This window comes from Cellulomonas sp., assembly GCF_965229465.1.
Classification (GTDB): Bacteria; Actinomycetota; Actinomycetes; order Actinomycetales; family Cellulomonadaceae; genus Cellulomonas.
On sequence record NZ_OZ245882.1, the window covers coordinates 3,141,727 to 3,155,998 of the forward strand.

Here is a 14,272-nt window from a genome sequence, read left to right on the forward strand (position 1 = left end):
GTCGGAGCGTGCGTCGGCGGGTCCGGTGGGCGCTTCCGAGCGTGGTGGCGACGGGCGCGAACGAGCGTGGCGTCGGAGGGGTCGACGACCTGTTGCGTGTTCGCGTCCCGCCACGGAGCGCGCCCCAATCGGTGGGCTGTGGGCGGCTCGGTGTTCGGGTCTGTGGATATGTTTGTGCAGGTCAGAGGCTTGATCTCCTGTCCTGCTTGTCCTAGCATCGTACGTATGTTCGAAACGGTGGTAGGCGTGGTGGAGGTGGCGGCGCGGGTGCGCGACGCCACCTCCTCGCTGGCTGTCGTGGCCCGGCAGTCGCGGGCGTGGACGGGTGCGGACCGGGCGTCGGTGCTGGCGGTGGTGCGGGCCTCGGAGGCGGCGTTGGCCGAGGCGCGGGCGCACCTGCTGGTCGCCGACCGTGATGCGGGGGACAGCCTGCGCCCGGGGGATCGCTCGTTCGAGGCGGCCCAGGCCCGGGTGACCCGGTCCGGTCTGGGTGAGGCGTCGAGGGTGGTGCGGCAGGCCGACGCGTTGGTGTCGATGGGCACGGTCGCGGCTGGCGTGCGGGAGGGGTCGGTGCCGTTGGGTCACCTGGACGAGCTCGCCCGCATCGCGGCGGCCGCTACTCCGGAGGTCGCGGCGGTGCTGCGGACCCCGCAGGCGCAGGAGCAGGTGGTGGGGATGGCGAGCCGCGCGTCGCGGCCGGACTTCGCCCGGGCGTTGGCCCGTTGGGTCGCCGCCCAGGACCCCGCTGCGTTGCAGGCCGAGCATGAGGCCCAGCACCGGGAGCGGTTCTTCTCGATGTCCGTCCAGCCGCATGGGGTGTTCTTGAAGGGTCGCCTGGACCGGATCGCCGGGGAGTCCCTGCGGGTCGCGTTGGACGCGATGGGCCAGTACGGCGATGACACCCGTTCTCCGGGGCAGGCCAGCGCGGACGCGTTGACGATGCTGGCCGAAGGCGCGTGCGCCGGGGCGCGTCGGGCCGCCGGCCCGGAGGGCACCGAGGACGGCGCGCCCATGACTGTGACGTCCGGGGCGGTGAGTCGCCCGCACGTGTCCTTGCTGGTGGCGGCCGAGACGGTCGCGGAGCTGCTGGCCCACCAGCGAGCGTTGGAGGCTGCGGCCGACGCAGCCGACGATCACGGCACCGTGCGCGGCGGCATCACGCTGCTCGGCGGCGCCGCCACGCTCGCGGACTCCACCGCGCGCACCGGTGTCGGGTTGGCACCCGCAGACCGCCTCTGCGCCCCGGTCGCCCTGCCCTGGGGGACCGTGGCACCGGCGACGTTGGAGGACGGCACCCCGGTGGCGATGTCGGAGCTGGCGCGGGTGTTGTGCGAGGCGGAGATCACCCGGATCGTGCTGTCCGCCGAGAGCCTGCCCTTGGACGTGGGACGGGCCAAGCGGTTGTTCACCACCGCGCAACGGCGTGCCGCGGTGGTCCGGGACGGGCAATGCGTCTGGAACGGGTGCGAGCAGCACGCGTCGCGCTGCGAGGTGCACCACATCCGCTGGTGGGACCGCGACTCCGGTGCCACCTCGTTGAGCAACGCGGCCTTGTTGTGCAAGCACCACCACTCCGAGGTCCACCGACTCAACCTGACCCCCCACCGGCTGGAGAAACCACCGGGATGGACCCGGCGACAGCGTGCCAAGGCGGAACTCCGGGAGTCCTCGAGTGCTGGCGTTGCGGCGGGCCCAGGCATCGACGCGCCCACCACCGGACGGGCACCCCTGCGCTACGTGTTCCGCAACCACCGCGGACACACCGTCAACACCCCCGACGGACACCCACCCGACCACTGACCACGCGTGGCCGTCGCGCCTCGTGTGCGGGGCGTGCCTTCCGTGCCGCGTGAGCGCCCAAGGTCACACGCCGATAGGCGCGCACCCGACAGACATGCAGGCGACCGCTGACCGTGGTCGAGGGCGGCCTGCTGCTCAGTACTCGATGCGCGTGGGGCGGGCCAGCCAGGCGTCCATCGGGTCGGACGCGGTCGGGACGCGGTGGCCGGTGACGGGCATCGGCCAGGTGTCGGGGTGGGAGGAGAACAGGTCGTAGAAGGCGCTGTCGTCGAAGCCGGCGCGGGCGGCGTCGTGCCGGTCGGCGGCGAAGACCACATGGTCGACCCGGGCCCAGAGGCACGCGGCCAGGCAGAGGGGGCACGGCTCGCACGACGTGTAGACCGTGGCGCCCTCGAGGGAGAAGTTCTCGATGGTCCGGCAGGCCGCGCGGATGGCCTGCACCTCCGCGTGGGCCGTCGGGTCGTTGTCGCGGGTGACCCGGTTCTGGCCGACGCCGATCACCACGCCCGCGCGGACGATCACGGCGCCGAACGGACCGCCACCGTCGGCGACGTTGGCCGTCGCGAGCGCGACCGCCTGCGAGAGCCAGCTCTCGTCCTCCGGAGTCACAAGAGGCCCCCTCTGATGCCGGCGTGGTTGGAGCAGCCCATCGTGCCCCGAGCCCCGCAGGGACGCGCGCTCACGGAGCGCCCACCGAGCGGATCCAGGCGTCGCCGGCATCGGGCGCACCCTCGCGCACCACCACCGCCTCGATCAGTCCGTACGGGCGGTCGGCGGCGAAGAAGACCTCGCCCGGGTTCGGCAACCCGAACGGGCTGAGGTCGGCCAGGAAGTGGTGCTTGTTGGGCGCGGCGATGCGGACCTCCACCACCTGCGGGACGGCGTCGAGCACTGCCTCGCCCATCTGCCAGAGCGTCTGCTGGAGCGCGAGCGAGTGCTCCGCGGCGAAGGTGGACAGGATCACGGCACGGATGGCGGCATAGGTCGCGTCGTAGTCGAGGTCGGTGCCCGCATAGCGCCACTGCACGGTCAGTGAGGTGGCCAGCACGCGGTCGTCGGCGTCGACCAGGGTGGTGAACTCGTCGCGCAGGAAGCCCCGGAACTCGGACGCCGTCGACTTGAGCACCGTGAGATCGCGGAGGCCGCCGATGACGGTCGTGCCGGAGTCGTCGGTGGTCATGGAGGCCGTCCGCACCTCCTGCCCGCTGCGGACCCAGGTGTGGTCGTGCTCGGCCCCGTCCACCACGGCTCGCACCCAGGCGTACTCCTCGACGTCCACGCGCGCACCGGAGACGGGCTCGACGTGGTCCACGAAGTGCCGTCCGAGCAGCATCGCGAACTGCTCCGGTGAAGCGATCCCGTGCGACTTGGCGAACACGAACGACATGTTCTTCTGCGTGTCCGTGGGCAGGACCGCCGACTGGTCACCGTCGAGATAGGCGGCCGCGAAGTCGCCGCGCAGGACGGTGGAGACGTTGAGGTCGCGGATCTCGTGCCGGGGCGTGTCACGCACGATCCGCACGACGCGCGTCTCGGCCTTGCCGTACTGGTGGGCGTGCAGTCGGGCCGTCATGGCCGCAGTGTGCCTCGGCGATGTGACACGCGCGTTTCCTCCTCCCGGGACACCGGTGAGGACGGGTGTCCCGCCGCCTCGACGGTACTCGCGGGTGATCGGGAGCGGTCTAGGCTCGTCGCACCCCGCGAGCGCACCCCCGCGAGCGCCCTGGGTCCGGGAGGTGACCACCGTGCTCGAGATCGCGGACCGCCTGCTGGCCATCCTGAGCGCCGGCCACCGCGTCGCCGTCGCCACGGTCGTCTCGATGACGGGCAGCGCGCCGACGGTCGTCGGGACCTCGATGGCGGTGGACGAGGCCGGCGCGGCCGTGGGGAGCGTCGCCGGCGGGTGCGTCGAGGGGGCGCTGTACGACCTGTGCCGCTCCGTGCTCGACGGTGCCGCGCCGGGCGTGCAGGAGTACGGCGTCACCGACGAGGACGCGTTCGCCGTGGGCCTGACCTGCGGCGGGGTGCTCCGCGTCCACGCGCGGCTGGTGGGTCCGCAGGACGTGCCCGCGCTGGCCGCGGCGGCGCGTGGGGAGGACGCGGTCATGGTGACCGCGCTCGACGGGCCTCTGCCGGGTCGGCTGCCGCAGGTGGACCGGTCCGGCCTGGTGCGGGTCATGGGTCCCGACGGCGGCGTCGAGGTGTTCGTGGAGGTGGCGTCGGCCCCGCCCTGGATGCTCCTGTACGGCGCCCTCGAGTTCTCCTCCGCGCTCGCCGTCGTGGCGCGGGCCGCGGGATACCGCGTGACCGTGTGCGACGCCCGCGCGGTGCTGGCCACGCCGCGGCGGCACCCCGCGGCCGACGAGGTGGTCGTCGACTGGCCCGTGCGGCACCTCGCGCAGCAACGGCTCGGCGCGCGTGACGTGGTCTGCGTGATGGCGCACGACGACCGGTTCGACGCCGACCTGGTCCTCGCCGCACTCCGCTGCGGCGCCGGGTACGTGGGCGCGATGGGCTCACGGCGGACTCAGGACCGCCGCCTGGCCGAGCTGGTGCATCTCGGCGCCACCGAGGACGAGCTGACCCGGCTGCACGCGCCGATCGGCCTGGACATCGGGGCGTCGACCCCGGGGGAGACCGCGGTGTCGGTGCTCGCGGAGGTGCTGGCGTCCCGCACGGGAGCCACGGGGCTGCCGCTGACGGACCTGGCCGGCCCGATCCACCGCCCGCGAGCACCGCACTCCTGACCGCGGCGTGTGCCAGGTCGGCCTACGCGCGGGTCGGGGACGGGACGTCCGAACGGAGGTGGGCTGGGACCTGCACCTGCTCGGACGGTGCGGGTGGGGCGGTCGGGACGTCCGAGTGGACGTGGGCCGGGGGCTGCAGCTGCTCGGACGTTGCGCCGGGTGGAGTCAGACGTGCAGGAGGCGCCAGAGGCGTTCGGCGGACATCGGGAGCTCGCGCGGGCGGACGCCGAGCGCGTCGCGGATCGCGTTGGCCAGCGCGGGCGCGACGGGGTTGTACGGGGCCTCGCTCATCGACTTGGCGCCGAGCGGGCCGAGGCCGTCGCTGGTCTGAGCGAAGAGGACCTCGGTGCGGGGCAGGTCGACCATCTGCGGCACGTGATAGCTGCGGAAGGAGGCGGTGGTCACGCGGCCCTCGTCGTCGAGCCGCATCTCCTCGTACAGGGCGGTGCCGACGGCCTGGCCGGTGCCGCCCTCGATCTGGCCGCGCAGCTGCTCGGGGTGCAGGACGGTGCCGGCGTCGGCCGCCTGGACCGACCGCAGGATGGTGACCTCGCCGGTCGCGGGGTCGACTGCCACGCGGAAGCCGTGCACGTTGAACGCGACCGACCGCGGCGTCCCGTCGTGGGTGCCCTGGCCGGCGAGCCCGGGGACGGCGCGAGCGATCTCGGTCAGCGGTACCCCGCTCGCCGCGTCGGGTGTGAGGTCGCTGGAGTCCCACGTGCGGGGCTCGTCGCTCGGGTGGTCGCGCAGCGCGGCGGCCGCGGACAGGAGCTTGGCGCGCAGCTGGAGGGCGGCGCGGTGCAGGGCGAGCCCGGCGACGACGACGCCCGCGGACCCGAACGCCCCGGTGTCGTACCCGGCGACGTCGGTGTCGGACTGCACGATGACGATCCGGTCGACGGTGGTACCGAGCGCCTGCGCGACCAGCTGGCCGTGCACGGTGGTGGTGCCGTTGCCGAACTCCGTGGTGCCGATGGCGGCCTCGTACCGGCCGTCGTCGAGCAGGCGGACGGAGGCCTCGGCGTAGTGGCCGCGCGGCGCGATCGTGGCGATCATCGCGATGGCCATGCCGTCGCCGACGACCGTCCCGGCCGGTGCGGCGAGATCGGCGGACCGGTCGGCCAGGGCCGCCTGCACGAGGTCCAGGCACTGGTCCAGGCCGTAGGAGTGCATGTCGAGGTCGCCCTTCTCCTCGGCGTCGACCACCAGCAGGCGGTCGCCGGGGACGACGACGTTGCGGCGCCGCAGCTCGAACGGGTCGATGCCGACCGACCGCGCGAGGTCGTCCATGGTGGACTCGATCGCGAAGATGATCTGCCCCAGCCCGTACCCGCGGAACGCGCCCGACGGCACGGTGTGCGTGTAGACGGACTCGGCGTCGACCCGCTTGTTCGCGCACCGGTACACGGCCATCGACTCGCTGACCCCGTGGAACATCACGCCCGGTCCGTGGTTGCCGTAGGCGCCGGTGTTGTTGAGCACGTCGATGCGCATGGCCGTCAGCACGCCGTCTGCGTCCGCGCCGAGCTCCACCTCGACGCGCACCGGGTGCCGGGTGGGCACGATGGTGAACTCGTCGCGTCGGCTCATCTCGTACTGCACCGCGCGCCCGGTGCGCAGGACCGCGAGCGTGACGACGTCCTCGGTGAGCAGCTCCTGCTTGCCGCCGAACCCGCCGCCCACGCGTCCGGTGAGGACCCGGACGCGCGCGGGGTCGAGGTCGAAGATGTGCGCGATCTCGTCGCGGACCAGGTACGGCACCTGCGTGCTGGTGCGCAGGACGAGCCGCCCGTCCTCGTCGAGCCAGCCGCGCGTGGCGTGGGTCTCCATCGCCGCGTGCGAGACGCGGCTGGTGCGGTAGGTGCCGCCGACGCGGTGGGCCGACGACGCCAGGGCAGCGGTGACCGACCCCATCTCGGCGTGCAGCTGCGCGACGACGTTGCGCCCGGGCTCGGAGATGCGCGACTCGGGCCCCTTGTAGCCGTGCACCAGGGGGGCACCCGGCTCCCGCGCGGCCGACGGGTCGACGACTGCCGGGAGGACCTCGTACTCGACCTCGATCAACGACAGCGCGCGCGATGCCTCGCGCACCGACTCGGCGACCACGACGGCCACCCGCTGGCCGTGGAACCGGAGCACGGGATCGAGCACGCGGGTGTCGTCGGGGTCGTCGAGCCGCGACTCGTGCCGGGCGGTCGAGAAGAGCGTGGCGGGGGAGTCCTCATGCGTGAGCACGGCGATCACCCCCGGCGCGCGCAGGGCTGCCGAGGCGTCGATCGACACGATCCGGGCGTGCGCGTGCGGGCTGCCGAGCACCGCGAGGTGGGCCAGGTCGGTGGCCGGGACGTCGAGGGTGAACGGCTCGTTGCCGGTGACGATCCGGTGCGCGGCGGGGGAGCGCACGGAGCGGCCGGCGTCCTGACCGGCCAGCGCGTCGACCGTGTTGCGGCGGCGGGCGACCGCGTCGCAGATGGAGCGGTACCCGGTGCACCGGCAGAGGTTGCCCTTGAGCAATCGGGCGGTCTCGTCGTCGTCCTGCTCGAGGCCCAGTCCGGCCACCGTCGTGACCAGGCCCGCCGTGCAGAACCCGCACTGGAACGCGGCGGCGTCGACGAACGCCTGGCCGACCGCGGGGTCCAGCCCGGACACCGTGGTCACCGCGCGGCCGGCCGCGCGGTACGCGGGGACCAGGCAGGAGTGCGTCGGCCGGCCGTCCAGCAGCACGGTGCACGCTCCGCAGTCGCCGGAGTCGCAACCCTTCTTCACCTCGACGTGCCCCTGCTCGCGCAGCAGGGTCCGCAGGACCTGACCGGGCGCGGGCTCCGCCTCGACCGGGGAGCCGTTCACCTCGAACCTCATGCGAGCTCCTCTCGGACCTGCTCGGCCAGCCGGATCGTCATGGCCCGACGCCAGTCCGGGGCGCCGTGCGGGTCGTCGTACCAGTCGTCGACGGCCGCGACGGCCTCCGCGAGCTCGGTCCGCGAGGGCAGCGTCGGGAACTCCAGCCGGTGGGGGTGCGTGACGCCCGCCGTGAGCGTGACGACGAGCCCGCCGAGCCCGAGCCGGCGGCCGATGACGATCGCCCCGGAGCGGCCCTGCCGGGTCAGCGCGATGCGCCGGAACGCGGCCGGCTGCCCGAGCGCGTCGGCCGGGACGGACACCGCGCGGAGCACCTCGCCCCGGTTCAGCGTCGTGGTCCGTACGCCGGTGACGAAGGACGCGACGGGCTCCCGCCGCTCGCCGCCGTCGGGCGTCCACACCACCGCGGTCGCGTCGAGCGCCACGGCCAGCGACGTCATCGCGCCCGCCGGGAGCGCGAGGCAGATGTTCCCGCCGACCGTCGCCCAGTCCCAGATCTTCTCGGACGCCACGAGCGACCGGGCGCACTGCGCCACCAGGTGCTGCGAGCGCCACCCCGGCACCGGGGGGAGGTCCACCAGGGACCGGATCGTGCAGGTGGCCCCCAGGGTCAGCCCGTCCGCGGTCACCTCGACGGCCGGCCAGCCCAGCGTCGTGAGGTCGACCAGCTCCTCGAGGTCCGGCTGGAGCTCGGAGAACAGCCAGGTGCCGCCGGCCAGGGGCGCACTGCGGGGGCCGAGCGTCAGCTCGGTCCGGTCGTGTGCCGCACGGATGCGGTCCAGCGAGGTGAGGTCCATGGTCTGCCGAGTGAACCGTATACAGGTGTCCGGCATGTGACGAAGCACCTAGCGTCGGCGCATGACGAGTCGACACCTGCGCCAACCGACCCTCGACTGCGCCGAGCCGCGCGAGCTCGCCGAGTTCTACCGCCGCCTCCTGCGGTGGGAGTGGGCGCCCGGTCACGAGGAGCCGGACCCCGAGGGCGACGAGTACCTCCTCATCGTCGACCCCGAGCGCCCGGTCCGGATCGGCTTCCAGCGCTCGGACGCCCTCGTGCCGCCGTGGCGGGCGGGCGCCATCGTGCACCTGGACCTGGAGGTCACCGACCTCGCCGTCGGGCACGAGGAGGCGCTGCGCCTCGGCGCGCGACCGCTGACCGGGACGCCCGAGGAGGAGGGTCACCCGGAGGATCCCTTCCGCGTCTACGCGGACCCCTCCGGTCACCCGTTCTGCCTCTGCCTGGACCGCTGAGCCGCTACACCGCGGGCTGGAACGGGACCAGCTCCTCGTGCCCGTCCTCGATGACGAGGCAGCTGCTCTCGGGCACCTCGTGCCACGCGCCCTTGAGGTCCCCGAGCGGTTCGGAGACGACGATGCGCGTCGAGTCCGCGAGGTCGTGCAGCACGGGGTTCTCCGGGTACTGCTGCCGGAGCACGGCGACGTCGGTGTTCCGGAACAGCGACCGGCTCTGTCCCTCGGTCGAGTACCGGAACGCCCAGAGCCGGGTGCCGTCGCTGGTGGCGACGGTCATCTGCACGGGGAACGCGATGCCGTGCGTCCGGCCGACCTGCTCGACCAGCCCGACCGCCCGGGCGACGGCGGCGGGCGGGTCGTCCTCGAGGCCGAACGTCAGGGCGAGGTAGAACAGGACCTCGGAGTCGGTCGACCCCTCGATGAGCGGGAACAGCTCGGGGTCGATGGCCAGGACGAGGTCGCGCTTCATGGCGGAGAACCCGGCGAGCAGCCCGTTGTGCATCCACAGCCACCGGCCGTGCCGGAACGGGTGGCAGTTGGTCTGCTGCACCGCGGTCCCGCTGGTCGCGCGGATGTGCGCGAGCACCACCCCGGCACGGACGTGCTCGGCCACCTCGCGCAGGTTCCGGTCGCTCCACGCCGGCTCGATGCTGCGGAACACCCCCGGCGTGGGCGAGTGCTCGTCGTACCAGCCCACGCCGAACCCGTCGCCGTTGGTGGCCTCCGCGCCGAGCCGGCTGTGCAGGCTCTGCACGACGAGCGAGTTGGTGGGCTTGTAGATCAGGTCGTCCAGGAGGACGGGCGATCCCGTGTAGGCGAGCCAGCGACACATGTCGGCCTCCTTGCCGGTGCGACGGTCCCGCCCAGCACACCACCTGCGGTCCCGGATGTCTGCCCCCGGACCGCAGGTGGTGTGACGTCAGTACGACTCGGTGGACCGGGCGCAGCTCACGCGCGGGTTCCAGTCCTCGAACATGCCCGACGGGTTGGAGCGGAACAGCCACGCGTGCAGCTCGTAGAACGCCGGCAGCCCGTAACGGTTGCCCGCGGGGACCAGCTCGAACGTCCTCCCGAACAGCCGGGGCGGGGACGTGTGCGTGGCGTCCCAGTCGGCCTGGAAGACGACGTACTCGGCGGCCACCAGGCGCAGCCCGCCGTGCCGGGCGGGTTCGTACACGAGTGCCTCGGGAGTGGTCGCCCGGACCGCCCCGTCGCCGACGAGGTCGCCGTTGACGAAGTGCACGCCCATCCCGCCCTCGCCGGGGTTGTCGATGCACTGAACGCCGGCGGCGTCGCTGAGCAGGCCGTAGCCGGCGTCCTTCGCGACGTCCAGCTGCCGGTACGGGGCGATCGCCTGCCGGGCGTGGGAGACGCCGGCGTGGCCGGGGTCGTGGCCGTGGCCGCCGCCGAACCCGTAGCCGGAGGCAGCGAGCGTGACCGCGGCGAGCGAGGCCAGCACGGGGTTGACCATGATGACCTCCTCAGACGTAGAAGTACGGGTCGAGGACGCGGACCTGCGTGATCCGGTCCACGGGCAGCGAGTTGCGCTGCGCCGCCACGCGGATCGCCTCGGGGTTGGGGCCGTCGTAGACGCAGAAGGTCTTCGACTTGTCGTCGCTGACGTAGGAGTGGACCCAGGTGACGGCCTCGTCGGCGTTGTTGTCGACGACGGTCAGGCAGGACGCGGCGCCGTCGGGGTCGGTGGGGATGTGCAGGCCCGTCGGGAACGTGCGCTCGACGATGTATCGCGGCATCGGTCTGGCCTTTCGTGTGGGGGAAGTGATGCCGTCGACGCTAGGAAACGCGCGACGGGGCCCACATCGGTACGACTGCCCACGTTGGGCGCGCGCGATGCCTACGTGGTGAGCCCGAGCCGACGCGCCTCGACCGTCGCCTCCGTGCGGGTGCGCACGGAGAGCTTGCGCAGGATGGCCGCCAGGTGGTGGTCGACGGTCCGGCGGGACACGAACAGGCGCTCTCCGATCTCCGCGTTGCGCAGGCCGTCACCGACGAGCGCGAGCACCTCGAGCTCACGCGCGGTGAGGTTCGCCGGGTTGGCGCGCGTCGCCGGACGGTGTCCGCGGGGGATGCCCAGCACCCCGCGGTCGCGCAGTCGCTGGGCCACGATCGCGGCCGCCGCGCGGGCACCGAGCCCCTGGAGCAGCTCGACGGCCGTGCGCAGCGGATCGATCTCGTCGGCGTCGGCCAGAGCCAGTGCGCTCTCGTAGGGGCACCCGCTCCCGGCCCACGGGTCCGCGCCGGACGCGACGGGAGAGCCTGTCGCGCGGCTGCGCCAGGTGCCCAGCTGCTCGACGAACGACGACGCACCCCGGTCGACGGCGATCGGGAGCGCCGCGTCGACCGCGGATACCGCCGCGTCGGGCCGACCCTCGAGCCACGCCACCTCGGCCCGCGCGAGCGCCACCTGACCGAGCCGGGAGAGCTCCCCGGTCGGCTCGGCGAGCGCCCAGGCCTCGTCGAGCAGCGGGTGGTGGCCGGGGTCGCCCCGCCGCGCGCGGACCAGCCCGAGGACGACCAGCGCCACGATCCGGGGGGTCGTCGACGTGCGTCGGATGCGCAGGACCTCCTGCGCGGCGTCGGCGGCCTCGGACCACCGCCCCTCGTCGAGGGCCAGCCGCGCGCCGTAGGCGAGCAGGTAGAGCCGGTCGAGCTCGACCCCGTGGTCGCTGCAGTAGGCGAGCCCCTCGGCGAGGTACCGGTGCGCGAGCGCGTGCTGGCGCGTCTCCACGGCGCCGCCGGCGAGCAGCACGTAGGTGCGGCCGATGAGCACCGGCTGGTCCGTGCCCCGGGCGCCCTCCAGGCTCGCGACGAGCGCGGCCCCGGCGTCGCCCGCGACGTCGACCCGGCCGAGCGTCGCCCTCGCGTGGACCGCGGTCGCGGTGTCCCCGAGGGAGTCGGCGAGCTCCCGCCCGCGTCGCGCCCACCCGGCCGTCTCCGGGTGGGCGTCACCCAGGCAGACCGCAGCGAGGTTCGCATAGGCCATGGCGAGCTCGCGGCCCGGCGGCACCGACTCGAGCAGGGCGACGGCCTCGCGCGCGGCACCCTGGGCCTCCGCGGTCCGACCCGGGCACCAGAGGAACTCGGACAGCCTCCGCAGCACGTCCCCGCGCACGGTGACGTCCTCGCAGACCAGGAGCGCGTCCTGGAGTGCCGCGATCCCGTCGTCGTACTGGTCGGTGACGTAGCAGGACTCGGCCTGCCGCGTCAGCAGGCGCACGCGCTCGGCCGCCGGGAGCGCGTCCCCGTACCGGAGCGCGCGGGCGTACTGCGCGGCCGCCTCGCGGTGGGCGCCCAGGTGCGCGGCGTGCGCGGCGGCGGCGGGTGCGTACCGCAGGACGGCGGCTGCGTCGGCCACCGCGTCGGCGTGGTGCGCCAGCAGGTCGAGGTCCGGCGGGCGCGTCTCCAGCTCGGCCAGGGCGAGGCGGTGCAGCTGCGTGCGACGGTGCGGCGGGACGGCGTCCTCGACCGCCAGACGGGCCAGCTCGTGCCGGAACGCCACACCCCTGCCGTGCGGGACGAGCATGCCGGACGCGAGGGCCTCGTCGAGGGGGGACGCGGAGCCCGGCACCAGGGCGGCGAGCATCTCCAGGTCGGCCTCGGGGGGCACCACGGCCACCGCGTCGAGCAGCAGCCGCGCGGGCGGGCTCAGCCGCGACGCCCGGGCCAGCACGGCCTCGCGGACGGTCTCGGGGATCTCGTCGGTGCCCGCAGCGAGCGTCTCGACGACGAAGAACGGGTTCCCGGCGGTCCGGCGGTAGAGCTCGTCGGGGTCGACGCCGGCGGTGCGCGCGAGCGTCGCGACCGCGTCGGGGGACAGCGGCGAGAGGGTCACGCGGCGGACCGACCTGCTCGTCGCCAGCTCGCCGACGAGGGTGTGCAGGGGGTGGTCCCGGTCCAGCTGGTCGTCGCGGTACGTCACCACGACCAGCACGGGGGCGGTCTCCACCTTGCGAGCGAGCAGGCGGAGCACGTCCAGGGTCGCCTCGTCGGCCCAGTGCAGGTCCTCGAGCACCAGGACGGTCGCGTCCACCGACCGGAGCTCGCGCAGGAGGCCCTGCACCACGGCGTGCGGCGTCGGGTCCCCGGAGGCGAGCTCCTGGAGCTCGCCGCCGGCCGTCTCCGCGACGTCGAGCAACGGACCTAGCGGGCGCGGGGTGAACAGCGGGTCGCAGGCTCCCGCGAGGATCCGGGAGGTGGTGCGTGCGCACAGCTCGCGCACCAGGGTCGTCTTGCCCGCGCCGGCCTCGCCGCGGACGACGACGACCGACCCGCGGGACGTGCGGCGGACGTCGTCCAGCAGGCCGGTGAGCAGGGTCAGCTCGACGTCACGCTCGAGCGGGGCGCCCCGGACGGCGTCGACCGGTGCCGTGGTTCGGTCCACGACCCTCATCGTCCGCCGGGCCCCAGCGGGGGTCAACGTGCCTCACCAGGGCGGCGTCGGCACGCCCTCGTCGAACTGCGCACCGGGCCCGCAGCCGCCGACGTAGCCCTCGGGCATCCGCGGGTAGACCTCGGTCCAGTAGCGGACGGCCAGGGCCTGCGCCTCGGCGGGCGACGCGCCCAGGGCGACGGCCATCTGCGCGTCGCGCTGCACGGCAGCGCACTCGGCCTGGGCCTCGTTGGTGAGCCCGACCATGTGCATGGTCTCGTGCGTGAGCACGTGCACCGCGACGACCTGGTCGAGCGAGGGGTTCTGCTTGGTCGACCAGAGCCACGCGCGCAGGTCGCCGCAGGGCTCGAACTTCAGCAGGGTCTCGCGCTCGGGGACCCCGTCGGGCCCCCACGCGACGTAGCCCAGCTCGGCGCCGGCGTCGACGTAGGCCTGCCCGAAGCCCTGGCAGTGCACCTGCACCGGCCCGCCGGCGATCCGGCTCGCGGCCCCCTCGAGCCGGTGCTCGACCCAGGCGTCGACCAGCATCGGCACCGCGCAGCCCAGCGCCAGAGCGAGGGAGAGGCAGACGCTGATCGCCGGGAACGGCGCGATGCGGCCGAGCGAGTCGACCCGCCGCATCATCCACCGCACGACGATGCTCGCCGCGAGGGCGAGGAAGCCGATCAGCGAGAGGGCGAGGAGCACACCTCACTCATCGGTCGGTGGGAGCCCGACCATGATGTGCGCCGGGTCGAGGACCTCGAGGATGCGGCCCATCACGCGGTCGAGGTCGGCGACGTCGCCGTCCGTGAGCGGGTCGATGACGGTCGCTAGGACCGTGCCGACATGCCCGGGCGCCGCGGCCTCGACCGTCGTCCAGCCGGCGGGTGTGAGGATCGCGTTGGTGGCCCGCCGGTCCTCCGCGCACGCCTCCCGCCGCACCAGCCCACGCTTCTCCAGCCGGGTGACGACGTGGGAGAGGCGTGCGAGGGTGGCGTTGGTCTGCGCGGCGAGCGAGGTCATGCGCAGGGTGCGGTCCGGCGCCTCGGAGAGCATGGCCAGCGTGAAGTACTCGAAGTGGCTCAGGCCGGAGTCGCGCTGGAGCTGCGACTCGAGCGTGCCGGGCAGCAGCTCCACCACGGCGATGAGCCGCTTCCACGCGCGCAGCTGCTCGGGGGTCAGCCAGCGCGGGTCCGTCATGCGAGCCATCCTAACAAAC

At 73.9% G+C, this 14,272-nt stretch carries 13 protein-coding genes; 3 read left to right on the top strand and 10 right to left on the bottom strand.

The features are described 5' to 3' along the window. Window positions 1–168: 168 nt before the first annotated feature. Complete coding sequence (locus ACO06A_RS14890; protein ID WP_421733007.1) at window positions 169–1,800, top strand: hypothetical protein; 1,632 nt, start codon at window positions 169–171, stop codon at window positions 1,798–1,800. A gap of 135 nt (window positions 1,801–1,935) precedes the next feature. Here ACO06A_RS14890 and ACO06A_RS14895 read toward each other — a convergent pair whose 3' ends face one another. Then, window positions 1,936–2,409: a nucleoside deaminase gene (locus ACO06A_RS14895; RefSeq protein WP_421733008.1), complete on the bottom strand. Its 474-nt coding sequence runs from the start codon at window positions 2,407–2,409 to the stop codon at window positions 1,936–1,938. A gap of 70 nt (window positions 2,410–2,479) precedes the next feature. Continuing rightward, window positions 2,480–3,373, bottom strand: a complete 894-nt coding sequence (gene pucL / locus ACO06A_RS14900; RefSeq protein WP_421733009.1) for a factor-independent urate hydroxylase — start codon at window positions 3,371–3,373, stop codon at window positions 2,480–2,482. A gap of 163 nt (window positions 3,374–3,536) precedes the next feature. On the opposite strand from pucL, the gene ACO06A_RS14905 reads away from it, so the two are divergent. After that, on the top strand, window positions 3,537–4,547 hold the full coding sequence (locus ACO06A_RS14905; protein ID WP_421733010.1) for an XdhC family protein: 1,011 nt from the start codon (window positions 3,537–3,539) through the stop codon (window positions 4,545–4,547). 165 nt (window positions 4,548–4,712) lie between these two features. Here ACO06A_RS14905 and ACO06A_RS14910 read toward each other — a convergent pair whose 3' ends face one another. Both ACO06A_RS14910 and ACO06A_RS14915 read right to left on the bottom strand, forming a co-directional pair. Further along, window positions 4,713–7,406, bottom strand: a complete 2,694-nt coding sequence (locus ACO06A_RS14910) for a molybdopterin-dependent oxidoreductase (RefSeq protein WP_421733011.1) — start codon at window positions 7,404–7,406, stop codon at window positions 4,713–4,715. Further along, a complete protein-coding gene (locus ACO06A_RS14915; RefSeq protein ID WP_421733012.1) occupies window positions 7,403–8,203 on the bottom strand; it encodes an FAD binding domain-containing protein in 801 nt (266 codons plus the stop codon). The genes ACO06A_RS14910 and ACO06A_RS14915 overlap by 4 nt, the downstream gene beginning before the upstream one ends. A gap of 61 nt (window positions 8,204–8,264) precedes the next feature. On the opposite strand from ACO06A_RS14915, the gene ACO06A_RS14920 reads away from it, so the two are divergent. Beyond that, window positions 8,265–8,657 carry a VOC family protein gene (locus tag ACO06A_RS14920; RefSeq protein ID WP_421733013.1) on the top strand — a complete coding sequence of 131 codons (393 nt, stop codon included), beginning with the start codon at window positions 8,265–8,267 and terminating at the stop codon, window positions 8,655–8,657. Between the two features lie 4 nt (window positions 8,658–8,661). Here the strand turns inward: ACO06A_RS14920 and ACO06A_RS14925 are convergent, their stop codons facing one another. From ACO06A_RS14925 to ACO06A_RS14950, 6 genes are all read right to left on the bottom strand, one after another. Beyond that, window positions 8,662–9,492, bottom strand: a complete 831-nt coding sequence (locus ACO06A_RS14925) for a class II glutamine amidotransferase (RefSeq protein ID WP_421733014.1) — start codon at window positions 9,490–9,492, stop codon at window positions 8,662–8,664. A gap of 87 nt (window positions 9,493–9,579) precedes the next feature. Next, window positions 9,580–10,131, bottom strand: a complete 552-nt coding sequence (locus ACO06A_RS14930; protein WP_421733015.1) for a hypothetical protein — start codon at window positions 10,129–10,131, stop codon at window positions 9,580–9,582. A 10-nt stretch (window positions 10,132–10,141) separates the two neighbouring features. Next, window positions 10,142–10,414 (bottom strand): DUF4242 domain-containing protein, encoded by a 273-nt coding sequence (locus tag ACO06A_RS14935; RefSeq protein WP_421733016.1) that lies wholly within the window; start codon window positions 10,412–10,414, stop codon window positions 10,142–10,144. Between the two features lie 101 nt (window positions 10,415–10,515). After that, the gene (locus ACO06A_RS14940; RefSeq protein ID WP_421733017.1) at window positions 10,516–13,062 is read right to left on the bottom strand and encodes an ATP-binding protein; all 2,547 of its coding nucleotides are present in this window, start codon (window positions 13,060–13,062) and stop codon (window positions 10,516–10,518) included. 42 nt (window positions 13,063–13,104) lie between these two features. Continuing rightward, window positions 13,105–13,758, bottom strand: a complete 654-nt coding sequence (locus ACO06A_RS14945) for a hypothetical protein (RefSeq protein ID WP_421733018.1) — start codon at window positions 13,756–13,758, stop codon at window positions 13,105–13,107. Between the two features lie 3 nt (window positions 13,759–13,761). Continuing rightward, window positions 13,762–14,253 (bottom strand): MarR family winged helix-turn-helix transcriptional regulator, encoded by a 492-nt coding sequence (locus ACO06A_RS14950; protein WP_421733019.1) that lies wholly within the window; start codon window positions 14,251–14,253, stop codon window positions 13,762–13,764. Between the last annotated feature and the right edge of the window lie 19 nt (window positions 14,254–14,272).